This window comes from Kaistia defluvii, assembly GCF_026343955.1.
In the GTDB taxonomy this organism is placed as follows: domain Bacteria; phylum Pseudomonadota; class Alphaproteobacteria; order Rhizobiales; family Kaistiaceae; genus Kaistia; species Kaistia defluvii.
This window is the reverse complement of sequence record NZ_JAPKNI010000003.1, coordinates 459,969-483,664: the sequence shown is the minus strand read 5'-3', so window position 1 is coordinate 483,664 and position 23,696 is coordinate 459,969. Positions and strand designations below refer to the sequence as shown.

The following is a 23,696-nucleotide window of genomic DNA, read 5'->3' as shown; positions in this document are numbered from 1 at the left end:
TTCAATAACGGGAGGAAACCAAATGGACGACACAATCGCGAGCCGCCTGAAGATGACGCGGCGCAGCTTTCTCGGCACCTCGGCTGCAGCCGCAGCGACGGTGGCACTCGGCCAGAACGCGGCGTTCGCCGCCGAGGAGATCAAGTTCTGGGACATGGTCTGGGGAACGGGCGCCAGCTACACCGCCGCGGCAAGGGAACTGGTCGGCAGCTACCAGCCAGCGGGAGACAATCTCGGCGTACGCTACCAGTCGATACCCTGGGCCAACTGGTACCAGACCTTCACGTCGGCTGCTGCCTCGCGGACCACGCCGGCGGTCTCGTCCGGCGCAGCTTTCCTGCCGTTCTATTTCATCGAGAAGGGCGTCATCGCGCCGGCCGACGATCTGATCGCAAGCATCGACAAGGCCGGCACGAATGACTTCCTGCCGGGCGTTCTCGACGCGATGAAGACGGACCTGGGCTATGCGGCAATGCCGTGGTCGATGGACTTGCGGGTTATCTGGGTGCGCAAGTCGTTGCTCGAGAAAGCCGGCGTCGAGGCGCCGACCGACTGGCAGAGCTTCATCAAGGTGGGGGAAGCCCTCAAGAAGATCGACGTCGTCGGCCTGGGACTGGCGGGCGGCAGCACGACAACGGACGGCCAGCACACCGTCTCCGCCCTGCTCATCAACAATGGCGGCGGTCTCTTCGCCAAGGACGGCACGCTCGACTGCGTCAATGACCGGAACATCGAGACACTCGACTTCCTGAACGAACTCGTCCGCAAGGGCATCATAGATCCCTATGCGGCGAGCTATACGTCCGACAACGTGACACGCGACTGGCTGTCGGGTCGCATCGGCATGGGCTTTGGCCAGACCGGCCTCGACAAGAACTTCCCGGCAGAACAGCAGCCGGATCTGGCCGTCATCAGCCCGATCAAGTCGCCGCGCGGCGACACCGGCACGGTCTACTACATCAACCCGCTGATGATGTTCAAAACGACGGCGTCACAGGCTTCGTCCGAAGCCTTCCTCGGCTGGTATCTCGATAACATGAAGATATTCTGGGAGAAGGGCGTCGCGATCGACGTTCCTGTCCGCAAGAGCATCGCGGATCTGCCGATCCTGAAGCAGAACGCCAATCTGCAGAAGTCGATTGCCGAATGGCAGCCGATCGGCAAGACGATCGGCGCGCAGGCGCCGCATCCGTTCGGCGCGCTGAATGCCGTTGATGGCGGCGGCGCCGGGGCGGCCTTCATCCAGCAGATCATCGAGGGCAAGACGGGATCGAAGCAGATCCTCGAGACCCTCCAGGCGGCTCTCGAGAAGATCGTGAAGTAGCGTGCAGGTGAGCGAAAGCCTTGCACACCGGCAGGAAGGGCGTTCCGCGATTGCGGGACGCCGTCGAAAGCCTGACCTCGGCCGGTCACTGACCATGACAGGACTGGCCCTGCCGGCGATCGTGCTCATGGTCGTCGTCAACGCCTATCCGGTCGTCTTCGCGGGCATTCAGGCGGTCCATGACGGCGACCTGCTCGGCCTGGGAAATTTCGTCGGTTTCGCCAATTTCCAGGATGCCTTGACCGATCCGCTGTTCTGGCGGTCGGCCCGGTTCACGGTGATCTTCAGCCTGTGCGGCGTATTCGGATCGTGGATGATCGGCTTCGCGCTGGCCCTGATGCTGAAGCCAAGCTTTCCCGGCAAGAATCTCTTCAAGATCCTGCTGCTCCTGCCGTGGATCGTGCCGATCGTCGTGTCCTCGATGAGCTGGAACTGGCTGACCGCCACGCCTGGCAGCCTGCTGCCGACGCTCGCCGCCGATCTCGGCTTCGGCCGGGTGATGTTCCTCGCCGATCCGACCATGGCGATGATCACGGTCTGCATATTCAAGATCTGGATCAGCTACCCATTCATGATGATGATGATGTCGGCGGCCCTCGAGGGCATCGAGCCGAACGTCAACGAGGCCGCCCGCGTCGATGGCGCCAATGCGCGGCAACGGCTCCGCTACATCGTCCTGCCGATGACCGCTCGCTCGACCTATATCAGCTGGATCCTGATGGCGATGTTCTCGGTGAACGACTTCGCCACGATCTTCCTCCTGACCGGCGGCGGCCCCGTCAATTCGACCACCTCGCTGATCGTTCTCGCCTATCGCTCGGTCTTTCAGGATTTCAGGCCCGGCTTCGGCGTCGCGATCTCCTTCCTCATGACAGCCGCACTGGTGACGATGTCGGTCATCCTGCTGCGCCAGATGCGCAAGGCAAACATGCAATGAGCACCCTCGCGTCGCGACCGCGCAAGCTGGCGCTGGATCCGAGACGGGCGGGCATCGGCCGCACGCTCCTGACGGCTATCGTCACGCTGGTGATGCTCGGGCCGATCCTCGTCGTCTTCTGGCTGGCGCTGCGACCGCGTCTCTATACGGAAATCACCGGGCCGACTCTGGAGACTTTCGCCTATATCTTCGCCGAGACGGATATTCTGCTCTGGCTGAAGAACAGCGCCATGGTCTCGATCCTGGCGACCCTCATTTCGGTCATCGTCGCCGCGCCCGCAGGCTATGTGCTGTCGCGCGGGCGCGGCGGCGCCGTCTCGGCCTATTCGCTCTTCATCTTCGTGCTGCAGAGCTTTCCCGTCGTCGTGTTCGTCATCCCGCTCTTCATCATGTTCGCCTCGGTGGGGCTGGTGGATTCGCTCAGCGGCGTCGCCATCATCTATGTCGCCTCCTCGGTTGCCGTCGCCTGCTGGATGATGTCGGCCTACTTCGACACCATCCCGGTGACGCTCGAGGAAGCGGCCTGGATCGACGGATGCTCCGTCTTTGGCGGCTTCGTCCGGATCGTGCTCCGCAACTCGCTGCCCGGCGTGCTTTCGACCGCGATCTACGCCTTCCTGCTCGCCTGGAACGACTACCTCGTCGCGCTGGTGTTCCTCCGCTCCGACGACCGCTTCACGCTGCCGATCGGCCTTCAGACCTTCTTCCAGCAGAACCAGACCGACTGGGGCCCGGTGATGGCCTGCGCCGTGGTGATGCTGGCGCCGCCGGTGCTGATATTCGCGCTGCTCAACCGGTTCTTCAGTATCGGTGGAATCGGCGGCGCCCTCGCAGGCAAGTAGGGAGCATCGCGCTGCCGGGATCGCGAGGCTCGGCTCAGCCGGGGAGGGGCCGGGCCGAGACGAGCCTCTCGGATCACGAAGCGGCTGCTCCCGATGGAGCGGGCCGACGCTCAGACAAGCACGGCAGCGAGGCTCCCGACCGTGTCGCGTGTCGGCTTGTATTCGAGACCGACCAGGCCTTTGTAGCCATTCGCCTCCAGCCAGGCGACACGCGCTTGCCAGTCGAGCGTGCCGGTGCCGGGTTCGTGGCGCCCCGGTGCGTCGGCGAGATGGGCATGCGCGACGCGGTCGACGCGGCCCGCCAGAACCTCGGCGATATCCTCGTCCATCACGGCTGAATGATAGATGTCGTAGAGGATCTTGATCTCGGGTCGTCCGACCTCGTCGATGATATCGAGCCCTTCCTTGGTCGAAGGCAGGAAATAGCCGACATGATCGACGCGCGTGTTGAGCGGCTCGACGGCGAGCACGATGCCGGTTCCGGCCAGGATATCGGCCGCCTTGGTAAGCGCGTCGACCAGCGCCTGGCGCTGCTCGGCGCGGCTGCGGCCGGGAAGGTCCGCACCGGCCTGGACGATCAGCACCCTGGCGCCCAGGCGCCTGGCGACGGCGATCGAGCCCGGCAGGCCGGCGAGGAACGCCGGGTGCTGAGCCGGATCGGTCAGCGGCACCATCGGCTCCGCGCAGAAGCCGGCGACCGGCAGCCCGGTTTCCTTCAGCGCCGCCTCGATGGCGTCGATGTCCTTGTTGCTGAAGAGCCAGAACTCGACGGCGGACAGGCCCGCCTTTTTGGCGAGGCGGATCCGGTCGGCGAAATCGGGCGCTTCGGCGGCGAAGAGCCATTCGAGGCAGGCTGAATATTGCATGGTGGAGTCCGGTCCTTCGGGATCAGGAGCGATAGTCGATGACAACCTGCATGACCTCGGGCGAGCCCTGGTCCAGCAACTGGTAGCCGCGCGCGGCGTCCTGCAGGGGGACGCGATGCGTGACGAAGCCTTTCAGATCCTTCGAGTATATATCGAGGAAGCCACGTGCAATCTGCGCCCGGCGCGATACCGACCAGAGCGGTCCGAGGAACGGATTCACTGTCCCGACCTGCGACGAGACGATGCGCGGGCGGTTGTGGTGGAACTCGCCGGAAAGGCTGAGGCTCTCGAACGTGCCGCCATACCACGACATCGCGACGACGAGGCCGTTGAAGCCGACCGTGCGGATGGCCTCGTTGAGGGCGGGGGCGGCGCCCGAAACCTCGATCACCGCGTCGGCGCCGCGGCCGTCGGTCAGTTCGCGTACCCGTTCCGCCACCTTGTCCTCGCCCGGCCGCAACACATGATCGGCGCCGCCCTTTAAAGCGAGATCGCGCCGCAAATCGATGCCGTCGACGCCGATGATGGTGCGCGCGCCGCCCCGCTTCAGGAGGCGGACAACGATCTGCCCGATGACGCCGAGACCGGAGACGACGACGTCGGCGCCGAGCGGCAGGTTGGCGTCGAGCACGCCGTTATAGGCCGTGTTCAGATTGGAGAAGAAGATGCCGAGTTCGGCATCTTCGAGATCCCCGAGCGGGATCACCGCCCTGGCGCTCAGTACGGCGTGCCGGCCATGCGGCGCATAGGCATAGACGAGGTCGCCGAGCTTGACGCCCGTGGCCGCCGAACCCAGTTCGACGATCCTGCCGACCATGGCGTAGCCATAGCGCGCCGGCCAGCTCCAGTCGGAGGGGCCGTCGGACAGGAACAGGCGCGTCGCCGGATCCATGTGCTGGCGCCATTGCGGCGCCAGTCCGCGAAAGACGTTCAGTTCGGTCCCGGCGCTGATGCCGGACACGAGTGCCTCGATGACGACGTCCTCGGGACCGGCCGCCCGCAGCGGCTCGTCCTCGATCGTCAGGCTGCGGGGGCCGTTGAAATAGAGCGAACGCGTCATGGCGCCCATGGCATTACCCTTTCACGCCGCCGGCCAGGAGGCCGCCGACCAATTGCTTGCGGAAGATCAGGAAGAGCAGGATGGCCGGCAGGGCGATGATCGTGCCGCCGGCCATCACCTGGCCCCAGGAGAAGGAATAGGGATCGAACAGCCCCTGCAGGGCGAGCGGCAGCGTCTTGACGTCGGCCTTCGAGATCAGGGCCAGCGCCATCAGATATTCTCCCCAGGAGAGGACGAAGGCGAAGGTGCCGACCGCGATGATGGCGGGCCGGATCAGCGGGATGACGATGCGCGTCAGCGCGCCGACACGCGAGCAGCCGTCGATCATCGCGGCTTCCTCCAGCTCCTTCGGGATGGCGTCGATGTATCCCTTGAGCATCCAGACCGCGATCGGCATGCCGAGCGCCAGATGGGTGAAGATCAGCGCGGTCAGCGTGTTGGTGAGGCCGAGCTGGCGCACGATGACGACCAGCGGCACCAGCACGGCGAGGCTGGGCAGCATCTGCGTCCCGAGGATCAGCAAGCCGAAGAAGGTGCGGCCGTGAAAGCGGAAACGGCTGAGCGCATAGGCCGCCGGCAGCGCCAGGGCCGTGGTGATGATCGCGACGACGATGCCCACGATCAGGCTGTTCTTGAGCGCGATCAGGAATGGCTTCTTGGCGAGGATCGCCTCGTAATGCACGAAAGTGAGCCGCTGCGGCCAGAGCCCGCCGCCGGTGATATCGGTCTCCGGCCTGACGGAGGCGACGAACACCCACAGGATGGGAACCAGCAGCAGGAACAGGACCACGAGCGTGAGCAGGTCGAGGCCGGCTTCGCGGAGCGGTGACGTGCGGCGCATCAGTCGATCCTCCGGGCGCGCAGCGCGAACATCGAGGCGATGAACAGCAGGACGAGCATGACGATGCTGATCGCGGCGGCGTAGGCAGGCCGCAGATCGAGGAAGACCGCCTTGTACATCGCGATGCCGACGATCGTGGTCGCATCCTGGGGGCCGCCCTTGGTCATGATCCAGGGCAGATCGAACGAGTAGAAGGCGAGGATCCCGAGCACGAGGCCAACCGTGACGACGGTGTTCTGGATCGACGGCACGGTGACGTGCCAGAAGCGCGACCAGGCGCCCGCGCCGTCCACTTCGGCCGCCTCGTAGAGCTCGTCGGGAATGGACTTCAGCGCCGCGAGAAGCGCGATTACCAGGAAGGGTGTTCCCTTCCAGCCGGAGATGAAGATGATCGTCGCAAAGGCCAGGACGGGATCGTTGAGGACGGAGCTGTCGCCGGCAATGCCGAGCAGGTGCAGGAAGGAATGGATCGGGCCGACATCGCTGTCGAGCAGGAAGCGCCAGCCGAAGCCGAGCACGATGAAGGGCGTCACCCAGGGGAGCAGGATCAGCGCAGAGGCCGTGCGGGCGATGCCGGTTTCCCGGTTAAGCAGAAGCGCGATCGGCATGGCGAGCAGAAGTTCAACGAAGACGGTGCCGAGCGTCCAGATCCAGGTCCGCCCGAAGGATGCCCAGAGCTGGGTATCCTGCAGCAGCGCGCGGTAGTTGATCAGGCCGCCCCATTTGGGAAGGGGCTGCCGCAGCATGTACCAGTCCTGCAGCGACAGCCAGAAAGCGTAGCAGAGCGGAACGATGGCAATGGCAAAGGCCACGAAGACGGCCGGACCGATCATGCCATAGGGCAGCCAGCGATCCGGCAGGAGGGAGCGGCCAGGAGGGCGAGACGCCGCCCTGGCCCCGGTGACGGTTTCCTGGCGCGATGCCATGGCCATGCTCTGTTCGAAGGCCTAGCGGGCCAGGACTTCGTTGATCGTCGTGCAGAGCTGCGCCGTCGCCTCGTCGGTCGTCTGCTGCCCGAGGGCGACGGCCTGCACCGCCTTCTGGATCGTGTCGACCTCAAGCTGTCCCATCTGCGGGATCGCCTCGCTCGGATACTGATAGGCGCGGGCGTCCTGCAGTTGCTCGACGAAGAGCGGATAGGGGAAATTCGTCCACGGCTCGCCCTTCGCCAGCGAGACGCTGCCGGGAATGAACCCGCCCTCGGTCGCGAGCGTCTTCAGGGCGTCGCCATGGGTCGCATAGAGGATCCACTTGGCGGCGGCTTCCTTGTTCTCCGACGCGTCCCAGAGCACCAGCGGCCAGCCCCCCAGGAAGCCGGAGCGGTTCTTCGGGCCTGCCGGCACCATGGCGATGCCCACCTGGTCGAGGAAGGGGGCCTTGTCGTTCTGCAGGTCCTTGTAGAGGCCCGCATCCGACAGGATCATGGCGAACTTGCCATCGCGGAAGCCCTTGCGGAACGTGTCGCCGCTCATGCTCGGCGCGTCGGGATGGGTCGCCTTGTTCTTGTAGACGCTGACATAGGTATCGAGCGCCGACTTGAACTCCGGCGTGTCGAAGCCGCATTTGCCGTCTTCGCCGATCATGCGCGCGCCATAGCCCAGATAGGCGCTCATGAAATTCTGCACGGTGAAATAGTCGAGGCTCATCGAGAGCGCCGCGCCGTAGGTGCCGTCCCTGGTCAGCTTGGTCGCGTCGGCCGCGAAATCCGCCCATGTCTGCGGCGGCTTCTCCGGATCGAGGCCGGCATCCTTGAACAGGTCCTTGCGGTAGTAGAGCGCGCGCGTCTCGACATTGACCGGAGACGCCCACCACTTGCCGGCGAGGTTGTAGTAGCCCTTGTCGCCGGGCCAGACGTCGGCGGCGACATCGGTGCCATGTTCCTTGTCATAGGCGGCAAAGTATTCGTCGAGCGGGGCGAGTGCGCCGGCCGACTGGAACTGCGCGACCACGTTGTTGCCGAGCATGGAGACATCCGGCAGGCCGCCGGCCGAGAGCGCGCTGACCAGCCGCTGCTGCTGCTCGGACCACGGCACGATCTCCATGTTGATCTTGATGTCGGGGTTGGCCTTCTCGAAAGATGCGATGGCGCCGTTCCAGGCGGCGATGTCGGCGTCGCGGGTCGAGAACTGCCAGAAAGTGACGGTCGTCTCCGCCGAAGCGGGGGCGGTGAAGAAGCCGGCGGCGATGGTGGTCGCTGCCAATAGTGCGGTGATGCGCATGGTAACCCTCCCTGATCATGGCTCTGCCGTGTTTGGTGCGGCGGCCGGCGGCGTTTCCTCAGAGTCTCGTTTATTGGCCCCGTCTTGCGCGGGATTGCCGGCATGCGTTTGACACTCTGCCGCATGTGTTATCGATGACACATTGCGTAATCGATAGCATTGGCGCGGGTATTGTCAATCGCCGTTCGGTCAGGACTTTGGATGCGGTGCGGTAGCGGTCGACCGGCGCACGACCAGCCGCGTCGGCAAAACCGTTGACATGTCGACGCTCCGGCCCTCGATCGCGTCGAGTGCAGCGCGAAAGCCGAGCCGGCCGAGATCTTCCATGGGCTGGGCGACGGTCGTCAGTTGCGGCGCCAGGTTCGCCGCCAGCGTGTCATCGAAACCGATGATCGACAGGTCCTCAGGCACGCGGAGGCCTTCTTCATAGATCCCCTGCAGGGCGCCGGCCGCGAGGATATCGCAGGTGGCGAAGATCGCCGTCGGGCGTTCGGGAAGCTCCAGCAGGGCCTTCACATGACGATAGCCTTCGATTCCGGAACCGCCATCTTCGACATGGTAATAGCGCCCGAGCCGGATCAGGTTTTCGTCGATGGGGATCCCGGCCTGCCGCAGGCCCTCGTGGTAGCCGGCAAGGCGCTCGTCCTCGACGCTGGCGAAATGCCGGTCGCCGCGGTTGATCAGCTCGGGATCGCCGCCGATGAAGGCGATGCGTCGGTGACCCAACTGGACGAGATGGGCGATCGCTTGCAGCGAGCCGGTCAGGTTGTCGACACGGATCGAAGGCGCTTCGACCGTAGCCGCCCGCTCCAGCTGGATCACGGGGATCGCAGCTTCCGTCAGCAACTGCACATTGTGGCGATCGATCGCGTTGGTGAACAGCACCGCATCGACGCGACGTTCGATGAAGCGCTCGACGCCGAGGCGTTCGCGTTCGGCGCTGCCATTGTGGTTGAACAGGAAGGTCTTGTAGCCCTCGACCAGCGCTTCTTCTTCGGCCCAATGCGCGACATTGACGAAGAAGGGATTGGCGGTGATCGCGGTCAGCATGTGCCCGACCGTGAAGCTGCGCTGCTGGCGAAGTCCCCGCGCGACCGCGTTGGGCCGGTATCCGGTCGCCTTGATGGCGGCCTCGACCCGGCTGCGGGCGACCTCCGAGACATAGCCCTTGGCTTTCAGCACCCGGGCCACGGTCGCCGTCGATACACCGGCGCGTTGAGCGACTTCCAGCAGCGTCGAGGGCTTCATTGCCACACTCCATCCCCCGAATGGCTGTAGCGATTGACTACAGTAGAAGCAAGGCGGGGCGGTTGGAACCGTGCCGCTTGGATTCTGGCCAGGCAGCGGTTACGGAATAACGGTTCGGGGCTTTTCCCCCGCACCGAATCCACGGTGGTCGCCACAGTGGAGGACAGCGCCGGGGCGGCGATGGAGCCAACTTGATTTCAATCGCGGAGCGGATCCACTCCAAATACCCGCATATGACGGGGGCCCTGCAGAAATTCGCCGATTTCGTGCTCGCGGAACCGGTGAAGGTCGCGCGGATCAGCATCCATGAGGCGGTGAAGGATCTCGACGTTTCCGTCGCCTCGGCCAATCGCTTCGCGCGGGCGATAGGCTATTCCGGCTATGCCGAATTCCGCACCGAGCTGATCCGGAGCTTCGAACCGGCCTTCGATCCGGTCAAGCGGCTGCAGGTCCAGGTATCGCGCAGCTCGACCAGCCTCGATGTGTTCAAGGCCTCGATGAACGAGGATATCGCCAATGTGCAGAACACGATGGACGCGCTCAGCGACGAGCGCGCCAACCAGGCGGTCGATGCGGTCCTCAACGCCCGCAACATCATCGTCTTCGGCCTCGACAATGGCGCCAGCTGCGCGGCCATCCTGAGCAACGAGCTGCAGCGCCTGCGCCGCAACGTGACCTCGATCGCCAATTATGGCGGCGCCATCGGCGTCGCGCGACAGTTCACCGAGCTGGGCCGGGACGATCTGGCGATCGCCATCGCCTTTCCCAACTACATCCGCGACGTGATCCAGCTCGCCAGCCTCGCCCGCGCCCGCGGCACCAGGGTGCTTGCCATCACGGACAGTCATCATTCGCCGCTTGCGCCGCTTGCCGACATCAACCTGTTCTGCCGCGCCGAGCGCCAGTTCGGCTCGATGTCGAACGCCAGCGCGATCACGCTGATCGAGGCGCTGGTCGCCGCCGTCGCCCACCGCACCAAGCGGGCCGTCGAGCTTGCCGAGCAATATACGGCGCTCGAGCTGCCCTGGCTCGAACGCCCCGGCCCGTAGGTCCGCCAGCGGATCCCGCGAGCCGCGTGTCTCTTCCTCTGCCACCGAACCAATGTCGCGTGCCATGGCCGGCCCAGGGCAGTCGCGCGCGGCTGCCCGGGACGTACGGTCCAGCGGGCTTCGCGTGGCATCGGCGCGTGCGCATGGGCGCGCGGACTGACGCGGGAATGATCAGGCCATCCTTATCCTGCTAGGCAGTGCCTCGGGGCACGTTGTTTTCGCTGGTGTTTTCCGCGTCCCCCATGGCGACCATTTCAGCACCGCCCTCGATTGTACAAATTATAACGCCGTGACAGTCTCTATGTAACGCGATGTTCATAGCCGGATCGGAAATGGTTGCTTCCGGCGATGGATCTCCCGCTCTCGAGCCTGGAATACGCCTCGCCACACCCAGAAATGTCTTTCGGAGCCCATCGATATGGATAGACGGACCTTCATCAAGGTTAGCGCCGCCGCCCTCGCGGCTCCGGCCCTGGTTACCTCCCGCGCCCTGGCCGACACGCCGAAGCTTGGCAAGATCGCCTACCAGCTTGGCTGGGTGAAAAACTTCCAGTTTGCCGGCGAGTACATCGCCGACGCGAACAAGTATTTCGAGCAGGAGGGCATCGCGGTCGATCTCCTGGCGGGCGGTCCGAGCGTCTCGGCGGAGCCGATCGTCATCTCCGGGAAGGCGCTGGTCGGGCAGAACAGCACCGACAACACGGCCAATGCGGTCGCCAAGGGCGCGCCGCTCAAGATCATCGGCACCAATTACCAGAAGTCGCCGTCCTCGATCATCTCGCTGACCAAGACCGGGCTCAAGGCCCCCAAGGATCTGCTCGGCAAGACGGTCGGCATCCAGGCCAACAACCAGGTCGTCTGGAACGCCTTCCTGAAGATCAACGGCATCGATCCCGCCAGCGTCAACACCGTTCCCGCCCAGCATGACTTCACGCCGCTGGTCTCCGGGGAACTCGATGCCTTCTTCGGCTTCTCCAACGACGACGTCGTGCAGCTGCGCCAGAAGGGCCAGGACGTCAGCTACCTGCTGATGGCCGATTACGGCTACCCGATGTTCAACTGCAACTATCTCGTCACCGAGGAGACTTTGAAGGACAAGGCGAAGCGCGCCCAGGTCGTGGCCTTCATGCGCGGCGCGATCCGCGGCTGGCAGGAAGCGGTCAAGAACCCGGCGCTGTCGGCGCAGCTGACCGTCGATGTCTATGGCAAGGGCAACGGCCTCGACAGGGCGGCGCAGGAGAAATCCGCCGCCGCGACCAACGAGCTGATGGTCACCGCCGACACGGAGAAGCACGGCCTGTTCTGGATGACCGACAAGTCGGTCGACGAGACCATCGCCACGCTGGCAACGGCCGGCATCGTCGCCAGGAAGGACCTCTTCACCAACGAGATCCTCGAAGAGGCCTTCCAGGGCAAGACCACGCTCTGAGCCGGTTTCGCCGGGCGGCTCACGCGCCTGCCGGGCCGCCCGGCGACCCAGGCCATCGTAGCCGCGGACCGGCGGTCCGTATTCCCGACGCCCCAGGCTTCCCATGCCTGGGACGGACGGCTTTCGTTCGACAGGAAATCCAGCATGACCCAGAACTACCAGAGCGCGGATGTCTGGTCCCGCACCAAGACGATCAACGGCTATCCGGTCGACGAGGTCCGGTCCGTCTTCCAGAAGTCGGTCCGTCGCGGCTGGCTCGAAGAAGCGATCCTGGCCGCGTTCGAACTGCACCAGAGCGGGCTTGAGACGGAAGAACTGCTCTGGCGGCGGATCGAGATCATCGCCACGGAGGAAGTCGGCTTCGGCCTGGTGACGGCGCCGGCCATCATCGAGGCGCTCAACGCCCAGCGGCAGCGCTATTCCGATCGCACCGAGCGCTGGATCTATGCCGTCCAGGCGGTTCGGATCATCGTCACCAACAAGAAGGACCGCACCGCGCCGCAGCTGGCGCAATGGGCGATCGAGGTGACGTCGCGCGGCGAGCGCCAGTTCGAGATCCAGGATTTCATGGTCGACTATCACACCCGTCGCGGTGTCGAGCTCGGCCGCGGCCCGGAGCACTGGACGAGCGCCGGCGGCGGCGATCTCGAAAACATGCTCGAGGGCGTCGATACCAAATATCTCGACTACCTGAACGCGCTCCGCGCCAAGGCGCCGGCCTGATTCTGGCATGGCGCGTTCTGGCATGGCGCGGCCTGCATCCTGCGCCGCGCCACCCGCCGGCCGAAACGGGATCTATCCGATGGAGCAGTCCAACGTGACGTTCGAGACGAAACCAAGGGCGAACCCGTCGACGCGTCCAAACGGGGATGCCAGCGGCATCGTGCTCTATGGGCTCTCCAAGAGCTTTTCGTTGCAGGGGCGGGTGGTGACGGCCCTGCATGACGCGGACCTGCGGACCCCGGCCGGGTCCTTCGTATCCCTGCTCGGGCCGTCGGGCTGCGGCAAGTCGACGATCCTGCGGATCCTGGCGGATCTCGAAGTGCCCACGAATGGCAGCGCGCTGATTCACGGCAAGTCGCCGGGCGTATCGCGCGCCAACCACGAGATCGGCATCGCGTTCCAGGACGCCTCGCTGCTCGCCTGGCGTTCGGTCGAGGACAATATCCGCCTGCCACTAGAGATCAGCGGCATGACGGGGCAGGACGCGGTAGTCCGCGACCTGATCGCGCTGGTCGGCCTCCAGGGCTTCGAGAAGGCGAGGCCGGCGCAGCTTTCCGGCGGCATGCGCCAGCGCGTTGCCATTGCCCGCGCGCTGGTCAACCAGCCGAAGGCGCTGCTGCTGGACGAGCCGTTCGGCGCGCTCGACGACATGATGCGCCAGCGGCTCAATCTCGGCCTGCAGCGGATCTGGATGGAGCGCCGCACGACCACCGTGCTGGTGACGCATTCGATTTCGGAGGCCGTTTTCCTGTCCGATACGGTAGCGGTCATGACCGCGCGCCCCGGACGCATCGTCGAGACGCTGGCGATCGACCTGCCGCGTCCGCGCACGCCGGAGATGATGCGCACGCCGGAATTCCACCGGCTCTGCGACGGGTTCAGCGAATTGCTGTTCGGCGCCAAGGTCGACGACATGGAGCCGACCTCATGACCGCGGCGACCCTGGCTCGGCCCCTCGACCGGCTGCGCGACCTCAACTGGTCCGCAATCCTGTATGCGACCGCGGGCCTCGCGGCGCTCGTGCTTCTCTGGCAGTTCGCGGTGCTCTTCGTATCGTCGGGCAATGGCACGATCCCGTCTCCGCTGCAGATCGCACGGCAGATGCACTCCGACGGCTTCGCCTTCTATGCGGATGCGGCCTCCTACACGGTCTCGGCGGCGTTTCGCGGCTGGCTGTGGGGCAACAGTCTCGCGATCCTCCTCGCGCTTGTCGCCGTCGCCATTCCGTTTCTCGAACGGCCGATCCTGCAGCTCGGCATCGTCTCCTATTGCCTGCCGATCGTCGCGATCGGGCCGCTGATGATGATCCTGTTTTCCGGCGATACGCCAAAGGTGGTGCTGGCGGCGCTGTCGGTTTTCTTCACAACGCTGATCGGCACGGTGACGGGCCTTCGCTATGTCGACCGCACCATGCTGGACCTGGTGCACGGCTTTGGCGGCGGCACCTGGCACAAGCTGTTCAAGGTCCGGCTGATCTCGGCCCTGCCGCACCTCTTCGCCGCGCTGCGCATCGCGGCGCCGGCCGCCATCCTCGGCGCGATCGTCGGCGAATATATGGGCGGCACGGAAACCGGATTGGGGCTGATGCTGGTCAATTCGCAGCAGGCGATGGAGATTCCCCGGACCTGGGCGATCGCCGTCGTCGCCAGCGTGCTGGCGGCCATCGCCTATGCGGCGACCAGCCTGGTCGCCCGCCTGATGACGCCCTGGGCGCGGGAAGTCTCCACCGACATCGGCGGCGGCCTGCATGCGAAGGCCGGCGGCCAGGGCGACTGGGCGATGGCGATCGCCTCGGCGGTCGGTTCGCTAGGGCTCGTGCTCTTCGTCTGGTGGGCGATATTGCGCGGCTTTTCCGTGCCGCCCTTCTTCGGCAAGGGCCCGGTGGAGGTCTGGAACTATCTCGTCGACCCGCTGATGGGCGCGCAGAACCGCGCGCAGTTGATGCGCGAGGCCGTCATCACGATCCGCGACAGCGCCGCCGGGCTTGTCGTCGGCACCGTGGCCGCCGTCCTGGTCGCGGTCGCCTTCAATCTCTGGGGCGGGGTCGAGCGCGCCTTCATGGGCGTGGCGATCGCGCTGCGCTCGATCCCGCTCGTCGCCATGGCGCCGCTGGTGACCCTGGTGTTCGGCCGCAACATGCTGGCCGTCGTCATGATCGGCGCGATCGTCACCTTCTTCCCGACGCTGGTGAACATGACATTGGCGCTGGCCCAGACGCCGGCCCGCTCGCGCGACCTGATGAAGGTGTTCGGCGCCTCGCGCCTCAGGACGCTGATGACCGTGCAGATCCCGAGCGCCTTGCCGGCGCTGTTCACCTCGCTGCGCACCGCCGCGCCGCTCGCCATCACGGGCGCCCTGCTGGCGGCGTGGCTCGCGACGGGCAAGGGGCTCGGCTATGCGATCGTCACCACTGCCGCCGTCTCGGACTATGAGGGCCTCTGGGCGCGCGTCGCGCTGACGACCGCCTTTTCCATTCTTCTCTACGCGTTGATCGGGCTGGTCGAACGCATCGTCCTGAAAGCCTACGCCAACTAGCCAGGCCGCATGCGCCCCATGCAAAGACCGTCGCGCCATGCGCGGCGCGATGGGGCTCGCCTTGCCGTGGCCGATGTCCACCCGCATCCACCCCCGGCCAGCCGTCCTTCGCGCCTGACCTTCCTCACCGATCGTTCCCGGAGTTTGCCATGAAGACCACCCCCGTCACGCCCGACGATCTCGTTGCCTCGATCATCGCCCTGCCGCCCATCGCCCGGGATCCGGATGGCGGCATCAATCCCGGCGAGAGCCGCAAGATCGTCGACTGGCTCGCCTCCGCCGGCGTCCGTTCGTTCATGTATGGCGGCATCGCCAACCTGTTCAACGCGAAGCTCAGCGAATATGGCGCGGTGCTCGACCTGATCGAGGCCGTGGCGCCGTCCGAGGACGCATGGATGGTGCCGGCGATCGGCGGCGACTTTGGCAAGGCGATCGACCAGGTCGCGATGCTGCGCGAGCGCGATTTCCCGACCGCGATCCTGCTACCGTTCTGGCTGGTGCAGCCGAAGGGCGTGGCGACCGGCATCCGCAAGCTGGCCGATGCCTATGGCAAGCCGCTGATGGTGTTCTTCAAGGCGCTCGACTACCTGACGCCGCAGGACGTCGCCGCGCTGCTGAAGGATGGTGCGCTCTGCGGCGTCGAATATGGCATCGTCCCGGACGAAACCGGCCAGTCGCCGCATCTGACCGCGCTGCTGGACCTGGTCGGCTCGGCCGACCGACTGATCGACGGCGCCGGCGAACTGACCATCGTCGAAAGCTCGAAGTTCGGCATCCAGGGCTACACCTCCGGCACGGGCCTGCTGGCGCCGCATATCTCGCAGGCTCTGCTGGAAGCGGTGAAGCGCGGAGACCGCGCCGCGGTCGACAGCCTCAGTCAGGTCTTCGTGGATTTCGATGCCGCCCGCGCTGCCTATTCCGCCATTCCCGTCGTGCATGATGCGATCCGCCTGGCCGGCATCGCCGATACCGGCCCGATCGGCCCCTTCTTCGAGTCCGCCTCGGATCCCGCGATCGTCGCTGACATCACGCGCATCGCCAGGGAACTGATGCGGGCCAATGCGGACTTCAGGGTGAAGGAAGACGCATAGCGCGGCCCTGCGTCGGGGGGGCGAGGCGCCTTGGGCGGCCCGGGACACCGGCAAGGATAGTCATGGACGGGGAGGGCGGCGCGGTGCGCCGCCTCGTCCCCGGAAATCCCCTGCTGCAGGAAGCGCCCTCCGATCCGTCTTCTGCCGCCCCCTATCGGCCGGCCGGTCCTGGGCTCGGCTTGGCCTGCGTCGCCTCGAAGGCGTCCAGCACATCCTGCAGGGTCGCACGAACGTGCATGCCGCTGATCTCCCGGGCGCGGGAAGGATCGCGATCGCGAAAGGCGTCGAGCAGCGCATGATGCTCGGCCCTGACCCATCGGCATAGGCCTGGGTTCGCCCGCGCTTATAGAGAAGGCTCTCACTGAGGCCGTAGTAGCGAGGGATGATGATCTCGGCCGCTTCGACATTGCCGCCATGCATGTTGATGAAGCGGTGGAAGGCATAGTTCGCGGCGTCGATGCGGGGCCAGTCCAGCGCGTCCAGCGCCTCGCCGATCTCATGCGAATGGATCAGCCGCTCGCGATCCAGCGCCCGGACACGGACGCCCCGGTTCGGGAAGATCTCGACCAGCCCCTCGCCCTCGTCGCCTGCGAGCATCACGGTCTCGATCTGCCGTTCTGGCATGGCCTCGTGACCGGCATCGATCCCGACTACATGGCGGATGGCTATGTGAGGGTGCCGGAGAAGCCGGGACTTGGCGTCGACATCAATCTGGATGCCATCCGCGAGAACCTGCGCACCGAGGACACGCTGTTCCTGCCGACCGATGCCTGGAATACCCCGAAGCTCGGCTTCTGGCGCCCGGACGATCGCTGGCCAGAATAGCGTTGCCGCCAGCCCACACGACTTTGCGCTCCCCCGGAATGTGCCGTGGGCACTGGAGGCGCGAGGACGGATGGGGCGATGGGCCTGCGCGGCGCGTTGCCGCGAGCAAGGGGCGCCTTCGGATATCGGATCCGAGGGCGTCCCGTTCCCAACCTCGAGAACGGAACGCCCGAGGCGTCTAGACGAGCGCGACCTTGCCGGTGGCCAGGTCATATACCCCGCCGACAATTCGCAGCTGCTTCTTCGCGATCAGATTCGTCAGGATCGGACTTGCCTTCTCCAGCCGGCTGACATTGTAGCGGACATTCGCGATCGTCGCCGCGGCGACCAGGTCGTCGCCTCCCTTGCTGACCGCGGCCTCGATGCCCGGCTTCATGGCGGTCACGAGGCCGGCAATATGCCCGGGAAGCTGGTTGCCCTTTTGCAGCGCCTCGATCGTGGCGGTGACCGCGCCGCACCGGGTATGGCCGAGCACCAGGATGAGCTTGGATCCGAGCACGGCGGAACCGAACTCCAGGCTGCCCAATCCCTCATCCGTGACGAAGTTGCCAGCGACGCGGACGACAAAGAGATCGCCCGGCCGTTGATCGAAGGCGAGTTCGGGGGCGACGCGCGAGTCCGCGCACCCCAGGACGGAGGCGAACGGGGCTTGCCCGGCGGCGGTATTGGCCCGGTTGACGCTGAAGTCGCGCTCGCGCGTGGTGTTCGAAACGTAGCGCTCGTTGCCTTCGGTCAGAAGCTTCAACGCTTCGTCGGGCGTCTCCGCGGCCCGCACCGACTGGGCCTCCGCCTTGCCGGAAAGTAACGTGTTTCCGAATAGCGCCAAACCTGCGAGAGCGATGCCGCCGCCGAGGATATCGCGGCGCTTCATGGATACTTCGTAGCAATTATTGCACATGTTCCCCTCCTGATTCCGTTTTAGGCTAGCACGGTAGACGCGAATATTGCCAGAATGTGCCTTCGATAAACGTCGGCTGCGTCTGAATCTGCTGGGGAATGGCGGCAGAACTGGCCCGATATTCTCAATTCCGGAGGCTGGCGGCTTTGCGGTGGCGGCGCGGCGCCGCGCCGGAAGAGGGGGCCGGGTTCGGCGGATGTCGGCATCTCGACCGGGTCGCTTCGACCGCGACGGCTGGGCCTCCGGCGTCGCGCGTCCAGTGCCGGGCCGGCTACCAGCGCAGGATGAAGCGGCCGGCCGCGGCGCCCGCCAGGGTCAGGATGGCGATCGCCAGCGAATACCAGGTGGCCACGAAAAACGGCGAATCGTCGAAGCAGTGGGCGGCATAGAAGGTGGCCGCCAGCCCGCCGGCGAGCAGGCCGCAGGCCGCGCCGGCCAGGCCCGGCCGCGTCGGTGCGCCATAGCGCAGCGCAGCCAGGAAAACGGCGAGCGGTCCCATCCCGATCAGGGGGATCATCGTCAGGCAGATCAGGCTGTTGGTGCCGACAAGCCGCGCTCCCCATTCGGCGGCCGGAATGGTGGCGATCTCCATCAGCAGCGCGGCGAGCAGGATCGCAGGCGCGATGGCGAGCAGCGCGACGCGATGGCTGGACCGCGAAACGGGGCGCGCCAGTTCGGCGACCTGGAACAGCGCCGTCACGGCGAGCGTGGCGGTTATGACGAATTTGAGCAGGAAGCGGGACGTATGCGCGGCCTGCGCGAAATCGGGACGCGGGCCGAGCAGCGTGGAAAAGACGATCGCGGCGATCACGCTGGCCAGCCCGCAGGCGCCCAACAGCAACAGGCCGAGCGAAGGCCGGGGCGCGGCGGCGTCGCGGGCAATCGCCTTGATGAGATCGTGGGTGTTCATGTCCGTTCCGTTCAATCCTGCACAAAGCGGCGGGCGATCGCCTTCAGGCCGCGATGCAACGCCACGCGCACGGCGCTTTCCGTCATGCCCAGCGCATGCGCCGTTTCGCCGATCGTCGCCCCCTCGACCGAGATCGAGGCGACGACATTGCGCTGCACGGTCGCCAGCCCGCCCAGCGCGCGGTCGATGTCGCGCGTCATCGACGCCTCCTTCTCCGGCTCGGCCAACGTCTCGGCGAAATCGTCGATATCGACCTCGACGTGACGGCCGCGCCGGCGGAACGCATCAATCAGCTTGAAGCGGGCGATGGCATAGACCCACGGCATCACCGCTTCGTCCTGACGCCAGGTGTGACGCTTCAGGTGGATCGCCAGCAGCGTTTCCTGCACGATATCTTCCGGTTCGACGCCGCCATGAACGATGCGCCGGCGGCAAAAGCCGCGCACGTGCCGGGCGACGCGTTCGAGAAAGACGGCATAGGCGCTTTCATCGCCAGCCATGGCCGCCCTGAAAAGCCGCGCGAGTTCGGCGTCGTCCGTCCTCGTCAAGCCTGTCATCCCTCTTCTTCGGCCGTGTCCGCCAATTGTTACGACGCTGGCGAAATATCCCGGAACCGGCGGCAAGCGCCATCACGAAACCGTGTTCGACAGTCGCTGTAACGAACCATGCTCGCCTCCCGAAGTCGACGCTATGGGGCGCAGAAAGCGCTCCTCCCAACCTTCACAGGAGAACGCCATGAACCGCCAGACCCTTGCCCTCGCCCTTGCCGGATCGCTCGTCTCGGCTTTCGCGACCACTGCCTATGCCGCCCCGCTTCCGGCCGAAAAGATGGTCGGCATGGAGAAGTGCTACGGCATCGCCCTGAAGGGTCAGAACGATTGCGCCGCCGGCGCCGGCACCACCTGCGCCGGCACCTCGACCATGGACTATCAGGCCAATGCCTGGAAGGCCGTTCCGGCCGGCACCTGCACCTCGATGGAGGTGAACGGCCACATGGGCATGCTCAAGCCCATGTAAGCCGCGACGCGGGTCTCGCTGGAGGCCGCGACGTCGCTTTTCCCGCCGCCAATGCGACGGGGCCCGCTGCGCCGGGCTCCGTCGCTTCGAAAGCCAGGGTCCACCTCATGAACGCCATCACACCCTCCACCTCCCTGCTTCCCGCCCGCGCCGGGCTCGGCCTCAAGCCCGAGCACGTCGGCGAGATCCTGGATACCGAGCCGGATGTCGGCTTCTTCGAGGTTCATGCCGAGAATTACATGGGCGATGGCGGCGCGCCCCATCGGGCGCTCGGCGAGATCGTGGCCCGCTATCCGCTGTCGCTTCACGGCGTCGGCCTTTCGATCGGCGCCGAGCGGCCGCTCGACACGGCCCATCTGGCGCGGCTGCGCGCCCTGATCGACCGCTACCGGCCGCGGTCCTTCTCCGAGCATCTCGCCTGGTCGACGCATGAAAGCGGCTTCCTCAACGACCTGCTGCCGCTGCCCTACACCGAGTCGACGCTGCGGCGGGTCGCCGATAATGTCGATCAGGTGCAGCAGGCGGTCGGCCGGCAGATGCTCTTGGAGAACCCGTCGACCTACATCCTGTTCGAGGACAGCACGATCCACGAGATCGACTTTCTGGAGCGCGTCGCGGCCCGGACGGGCTGTGGTCTGTTGCTCGACGTCAACAATGTCATGGTCTCGGCCGTCAACCATCGCGCCGATCCGTTTGCCTATATCGACCGCTTTCCGGTCGAGCGCGTCGGCGAGATCCATCTTGCCGGCTATGACGAGACGATGGACGGCGCCGGCGACCGGCTGCTGATCGACGCGCATGGTTCCCCGGTCAGCGACGACGTCTCGGCGCTCTACCGCCACACCATCGATCGCGCCGGTCCGCTGCCGACCCTGATCGAGTGGGATAATGACGTGCCCGCCTTCCCGGTGCTGCTGGCCGAAGCCGCGCGCGCCGAAGCCGTGCTGGACTCGGCCAAGTCCTGGCGCGATGCGCGCCTCGCAAGGCGGGCGTGATCATGGACCAGAGCGCCTTTGCCGCCGCCTTGCTCGATCCGTCCCTGCCGCTTCCCGCCGGCGTGACCTGCGCCCGGGGCGAGCCCGACGCCACCCGCTTTTCCGTCTATCGCAACAATGTCGTCGCCAGCCTGTCGCGGGCGCTTGGCGAGCGCTTTCCGGTGGTGCGGCGACTGGTCGGCGACGAATTCTTCAACGGCATGGCGCGCGCCTTCCTCACGGTGTCGCTGCCACGATCGCCGCTGATCTTTGCCTATGGCGACACGTTCCCGGATTTTGTCGCCGGCTTCGCGCCGGCCGCGGCTCTGCCCTATCTCGCCGACACGGCCCGGCTCGAGGCCAACTGGACCCGCGCCTATCACGCCGCCGACGCCACGCCGCTTCCGGTGGAACGCCTTCTGGCGATTGCGCCGGAACGGCTTGCCGGGATTCGGCTTTTGCTCCACCCGGCGGTCGCCCTGGCGCGCTCGGACTTCGCCATCGGCACGATCTGGCAGGCGCATCAGGCTGAGGTCGTCGGCTCTGTGATTGTGGCGGCTTCCGAGAGCGTGCTGGTGACCCGGCCGACCTTCGACGTTCGCGTGCATGTCGTACCGCCGGCCGACGGTGTCTTCGCCGATTCGGTATTGCGGGGCGAAACGCTCGGGGAGGCGGCTGCGACCGCCTTCGCGCGGCACCCCGACTTTGATTTCGGCCACGCGCTCCTGGGCCTGGCCTCTCTCGGCGCCTTTGCCGACAGCCCCTTGCAAGGAGATCCGGCATGACCGGCATCGATCAGGCGCCGACCGATCGCGGGCGCTCGCTCTGGCGCATCGTGCAGCGCGTCGAGGCGGCTCTCGCCGCCATTCCGGAGGCACTGCCGCTGCTGGCGCTTCGTTTCGCGCTGGCGGTGCCGTTCTTCAAGTCGGGGCTGACGAAATGGGATGGCTTCCTGACGCTGTCGAATGGAGCGCGCTATCTGTTCACGCAGGAATTCAGCCTGCACATCCTGGGGAATCAGTATCCCTATCCGGCGCCGATCCTGATGGCGACGCTATCCGGCATCGGCGAGATCGTGTTGCCGATCCTGCTGGGGCTCGGCCTTGGCACGCGTTTCGCGGCGCTTGGCATCCTGCTGATGACGGCGGTGATCCAGCTGACCGTGCCGGAGGGCTGGGCCAATTTCCATCTGCCCTGGGCGGCGATGGCGCTGACGCTCGTCGTCTATGGCGGCGGTCCGCTGGCGCTGGATCGTTGGATCGGGCTCGGGGCCCGCAGAGGGTGAATCCAGCGCGCATCGATGGGCCGGCCTCGACATGGCAGGGCGCCTGGTGTCATCCGGCGCGGCGGGTCCAGTTCGGTCCGGATGCCGAGCGGTCCTTTCCGATGGATTGAGCGGCGCGGCTAGGGGACCTTCAGGGTCCGAAGCGCCGTCGCCAGCTTCCGGACGGCAAGCTCGATCTCGTAGGGCGTGTAAGCGGCGAAGCCCATCAGGAAGCCGGCCTCGCCGCGGCCCTCGGCGTGCAGCGCCGACAAGCCGAGCAGATCGACGCCGGCATGCTGGGCGGCGTCGATCGCGGTGCGCTCCGGCAGGTCGGCGGTCAGCCGGCACGGCATCTGCAGCCCGCCGGCGGGAATGCGCGGCTCGACAAAATCCGAAAGATGCCGGCGCACCAGACCGGCCAGCACGTCGAGACGGTCCGCATACACGGCGCGCATGCTCCGAACATGCGCGCCGAAATGCCCGCCCTCCATGAACCGGGCCAGCGTCCACTGCGCCATCGGCGCCGTGTGACCGTCCTGCAAGGTGCGCGCGACCGTCATCGGCATGACGAGCGGCGTCGGCAGGACGAGATAGCCGATCCGCACGCCGGGAAAGAGAGATTTGGTGAAGGTGCCGATGTAAAGCGTCCGGTCATGCGCATCGAGGCCCTGCACGCAGGCGGTCGGTTTGCCGGCGTAGTGGAATTCGCTGTCGTAGTCGTCCTCGATGATCCAGGCCTGATGCCGGGCGGCCCATTCGATCAGGGCGAGGCGACGTTCCAGCGCCAGGGTCGCGCCGGTCGGAAACTGGTGCGAGGGCGTGAGAAAGACCGCCCGGGCCCGGCGCGGCTCCGCCAGGATCGTCTCGACCATGAGGCCATTGCCGTCGACGGGGACCGGAATGCAGTCCAGTCCCGCCGCGTCGAAGGCGCGCCGCGCCCCGTAATAGGCGGGATCCTCGATGAAGATGCGGTCGCCGGGATCGAGCAGCATGTTGGCGCAGAGCGACAGGGCCTGCTGCGAACTGGTGAGGACCAGCACGCGATCCGCCGTGGCGCGCGCGCCCCGTTCCAGGTTCACATAGTCGGCGATGGCGCGGCGAAGCGGCTCCACGCCCTGCGGATCGCCGTGAAGCAGGGCTTGCGCGCCAACTTCCTTTCGCACCTGCCGTTCCAGGCGCTCCCAGAGCGGCAGCGGGAAGGTGCGGGTTTCCGGCACGCCCGGCGCGAAGGGCCGGGGTGCCAGCCTCTCCCGAACGCCGCCGCCACCGAACATGGCGGCGCCGCGCCGGCTGAGCTTCGGTGGCAGGTTGCGAACCTGCGTATCCGGCGGCGTCTGCCGGCGACCGGGCGTGAACGCCGTCATCTCGGCGACGAAACTGCCGCTGCCCACGCGCCGGTCGATGAAGCCTTCCGCGTGAAGCTGGCCATAGGCGGCTTCGATCGTGTCGCGCGATACGCCGAGCGACGTGGCGAGGGCACGGGAGGCGGGCAGGGGCTTGCCGGGTCCGAGCGCGCCATCGACGATCAGCTGCCGGATCGCCCGCTGGATCCGCGCATGAAGCGGCATGGCCGCATGGGCGGGCAGGGCCATCCATGCCTTCACCGATTCCAGTTGCGAATGCTTGAACAAATGGTCTGGATCC

General features: G+C 66.1%; 24 protein-coding genes and 1 pseudogene. 14 read left to right on the top strand and 11 right to left on the bottom strand.

All coding sequences use genetic code 11. The annotated features are described in order from the left end of the window. The first annotated feature begins 22 nt into the window (after positions 1 to 22). The 3 genes from OSH10_RS10305 to OSH10_RS10295 all read left to right on the top strand — a co-directional run bounded on the left by OSH10_RS10305 (position 23) and on the right by OSH10_RS10295 (position 3,103). Positions 23 to 1,324, top strand: a complete 1,302-nt coding sequence (locus tag OSH10_RS10305) for an ABC transporter substrate-binding protein (protein ID WP_266331610.1) — start codon at positions 23 to 25, stop codon at positions 1,322 to 1,324. A 94-nt stretch (positions 1,325 to 1,418) separates the two neighbouring features. Continuing rightward, on the top strand, positions 1,419 to 2,261 hold the full coding sequence (locus tag OSH10_RS10300) for a carbohydrate ABC transporter permease (RefSeq protein WP_266331609.1): 843 nt from the start codon (positions 1,419 to 1,421) through the stop codon (positions 2,259 to 2,261). Then, a complete protein-coding gene (locus OSH10_RS10295) occupies positions 2,258 to 3,103 on the top strand; it encodes a carbohydrate ABC transporter permease (protein ID WP_266331608.1) in 846 nt (281 codons plus the stop codon). Before OSH10_RS10300 ends, OSH10_RS10295 begins: the two co-directional genes overlap by 4 nt. Positions 3,104 to 3,213: 110 nt before the next feature. Here the strand turns inward: OSH10_RS10295 and OSH10_RS10290 are convergent, their stop codons facing one another. From OSH10_RS10290 to OSH10_RS10265, 6 genes are all read right to left on the bottom strand, one after another. Next, complete coding sequence (locus OSH10_RS10290) at positions 3,214 to 3,969, bottom strand: hydroxypyruvate isomerase family protein (RefSeq protein ID WP_266331607.1); 756 nt, start codon at positions 3,967 to 3,969, stop codon at positions 3,214 to 3,216. 22 nt (positions 3,970 to 3,991) lie between these two features. Beyond that, positions 3,992 to 5,038: a zinc-dependent alcohol dehydrogenase gene (locus tag OSH10_RS10285; protein WP_266331606.1), complete on the bottom strand. Its 1,047-nt coding sequence runs from the start codon at positions 5,036 to 5,038 to the stop codon at positions 3,992 to 3,994. Positions 5,039 to 5,042: 4 nt separating this feature from the next. Beyond that, positions 5,043 to 5,870 (bottom strand): carbohydrate ABC transporter permease, encoded by an 828-nt coding sequence (locus OSH10_RS10280; protein WP_266331605.1) that lies wholly within the window; start codon positions 5,868 to 5,870, stop codon positions 5,043 to 5,045. Further along, complete coding sequence (locus tag OSH10_RS10275; RefSeq protein ID WP_266331604.1) at positions 5,870 to 6,802, bottom strand: carbohydrate ABC transporter permease; 933 nt, start codon at positions 6,800 to 6,802, stop codon at positions 5,870 to 5,872. Before OSH10_RS10275 ends, OSH10_RS10280 begins: the two co-directional genes overlap by 1 nt. A 15-nt stretch (positions 6,803 to 6,817) precedes the next feature. After that, positions 6,818 to 8,089, bottom strand: coding sequence for an ABC transporter substrate-binding protein (locus OSH10_RS10270; RefSeq protein ID WP_266331603.1), 1,272 nt, complete (start codon positions 8,087 to 8,089; stop codon positions 6,818 to 6,820). Between the two features lie 189 nt (positions 8,090 to 8,278). Next, a complete protein-coding gene (locus tag OSH10_RS10265) occupies positions 8,279 to 9,337 on the bottom strand; it encodes a LacI family DNA-binding transcriptional regulator (protein WP_266331602.1) in 1,059 nt (352 codons plus the stop codon). Positions 9,338 to 9,528: 191 nt separating this feature from the next. Between OSH10_RS10265 and OSH10_RS10260 the strand changes: the two genes are divergently transcribed. From OSH10_RS10260 to OSH10_RS10235, 6 genes are all read left to right on the top strand, one after another. Continuing rightward, positions 9,529 to 10,386, top strand: coding sequence for a MurR/RpiR family transcriptional regulator (locus tag OSH10_RS10260; RefSeq protein WP_266331601.1), 858 nt, complete (start codon positions 9,529 to 9,531; stop codon positions 10,384 to 10,386). 418 nt (positions 10,387 to 10,804) lie between these two features. Next, positions 10,805 to 11,815, top strand: a complete 1,011-nt coding sequence (locus OSH10_RS10255; protein WP_266331599.1) for an ABC transporter substrate-binding protein — start codon at positions 10,805 to 10,807, stop codon at positions 11,813 to 11,815. Positions 11,816 to 11,959: 144 nt separating this feature from the next. After that, positions 11,960 to 12,538 (top strand): hypothetical protein, encoded by a 579-nt coding sequence (locus OSH10_RS10250; RefSeq protein WP_266331598.1) that lies wholly within the window; start codon positions 11,960 to 11,962, stop codon positions 12,536 to 12,538. 79 nt (positions 12,539 to 12,617) lie between these two features. After that, positions 12,618 to 13,469 (top strand): ABC transporter ATP-binding protein, encoded by an 852-nt coding sequence (locus OSH10_RS10245; protein ID WP_266331597.1) that lies wholly within the window; start codon positions 12,618 to 12,620, stop codon positions 13,467 to 13,469. After that, positions 13,466 to 15,073: an ABC transporter permease gene (locus OSH10_RS10240; protein WP_266331596.1), complete on the top strand. Its 1,608-nt coding sequence runs from the start codon at positions 13,466 to 13,468 to the stop codon at positions 15,071 to 15,073. The genes OSH10_RS10245 and OSH10_RS10240 overlap by 4 nt, the downstream gene beginning before the upstream one ends. A 149-nt stretch (positions 15,074 to 15,222) precedes the next feature. Beyond that, entirely contained in the window at positions 15,223 to 16,164 is a 942-nt protein-coding gene (locus tag OSH10_RS10235; RefSeq protein WP_266331595.1) for a beta/alpha barrel domain-containing protein, read from the top strand. Between the two features lie 151 nt (positions 16,165 to 16,315). On the opposite strand, the pseudogene OSH10_RS22955 reads toward OSH10_RS10235, so the two are convergent. Continuing rightward, positions 16,316 to 16,489, bottom strand: a pseudogene (locus tag OSH10_RS22955) (hypothetical protein); the annotation flags it as partial. 89 nt (positions 16,490 to 16,578) lie between these two features. On the opposite strand from OSH10_RS22955, the gene OSH10_RS10230 reads away from it, so the two are divergent. Next, the gene (locus OSH10_RS10230) at positions 16,579 to 16,989 is read left to right on the top strand and encodes a hypothetical protein (RefSeq protein ID WP_266331593.1); all 411 of its coding nucleotides are present in this window, start codon (positions 16,579 to 16,581) and stop codon (positions 16,987 to 16,989) included. Positions 16,990 to 17,167: 178 nt separating this feature from the next. Here OSH10_RS10230 and OSH10_RS10225 read toward each other — a convergent pair whose 3' ends face one another. From OSH10_RS10225 to OSH10_RS10215, 3 genes are all read right to left on the bottom strand, one after another. Continuing rightward, positions 17,168 to 17,887 carry a carbonic anhydrase gene (locus OSH10_RS10225; RefSeq protein ID WP_407660695.1) on the bottom strand — a complete coding sequence of 240 codons (720 nt, stop codon included), beginning with the start codon at positions 17,885 to 17,887 and terminating at the stop codon, positions 17,168 to 17,170. 271 nt (positions 17,888 to 18,158) lie between these two features. Beyond that, positions 18,159 to 18,797, bottom strand: a complete 639-nt coding sequence (locus OSH10_RS10220) for an NrsF family protein (RefSeq protein WP_266331591.1) — start codon at positions 18,795 to 18,797, stop codon at positions 18,159 to 18,161. Between the two features lie 11 nt (positions 18,798 to 18,808). Next, positions 18,809 to 19,354: a sigma-70 family RNA polymerase sigma factor gene (locus OSH10_RS10215; protein ID WP_407660694.1), complete on the bottom strand. Its 546-nt coding sequence runs from the start codon at positions 19,352 to 19,354 to the stop codon at positions 18,809 to 18,811. A 178-nt stretch (positions 19,355 to 19,532) separates the two neighbouring features. On the opposite strand from OSH10_RS10215, the gene OSH10_RS10210 reads away from it, so the two are divergent. From OSH10_RS10210 to OSH10_RS10195, 4 genes are all read left to right on the top strand, one after another. Continuing rightward, positions 19,533 to 19,814, top strand: a complete 282-nt coding sequence (locus OSH10_RS10210; protein ID WP_266331588.1) for a BufA1 family periplasmic bufferin-type metallophore — start codon at positions 19,533 to 19,535, stop codon at positions 19,812 to 19,814. Positions 19,815 to 19,921: 107 nt separating this feature from the next. Then, positions 19,922 to 20,809, top strand: coding sequence for an MNIO family bufferin maturase (gene bufB, locus OSH10_RS10205; protein ID WP_266331587.1), 888 nt, complete (start codon positions 19,922 to 19,924; stop codon positions 20,807 to 20,809). Between the two features lie 2 nt (positions 20,810 to 20,811). Next, positions 20,812 to 21,573: an HvfC/BufC N-terminal domain-containing protein gene (locus OSH10_RS10200; protein ID WP_266331586.1), complete on the top strand. Its 762-nt coding sequence runs from the start codon at positions 20,812 to 20,814 to the stop codon at positions 21,571 to 21,573. Next, positions 21,570 to 22,073 carry a DoxX family protein gene (locus tag OSH10_RS10195; RefSeq protein WP_266331577.1) on the top strand — a complete coding sequence of 168 codons (504 nt, stop codon included), beginning with the start codon at positions 21,570 to 21,572 and terminating at the stop codon, positions 22,071 to 22,073. The genes OSH10_RS10200 and OSH10_RS10195 overlap by 4 nt, the downstream gene beginning before the upstream one ends. Before the next feature lie 119 nt (positions 22,074 to 22,192). Here the strand turns inward: OSH10_RS10195 and pdxR are convergent, their stop codons facing one another. Next, positions 22,193 to 23,683, bottom strand: a complete 1,491-nt coding sequence (gene pdxR, locus OSH10_RS10190; protein ID WP_456077683.1) for a MocR-like pyridoxine biosynthesis transcription factor PdxR — start codon at positions 23,681 to 23,683, stop codon at positions 22,193 to 22,195. Positions 23,684 to 23,696 lie beyond the last annotated feature (13 nt).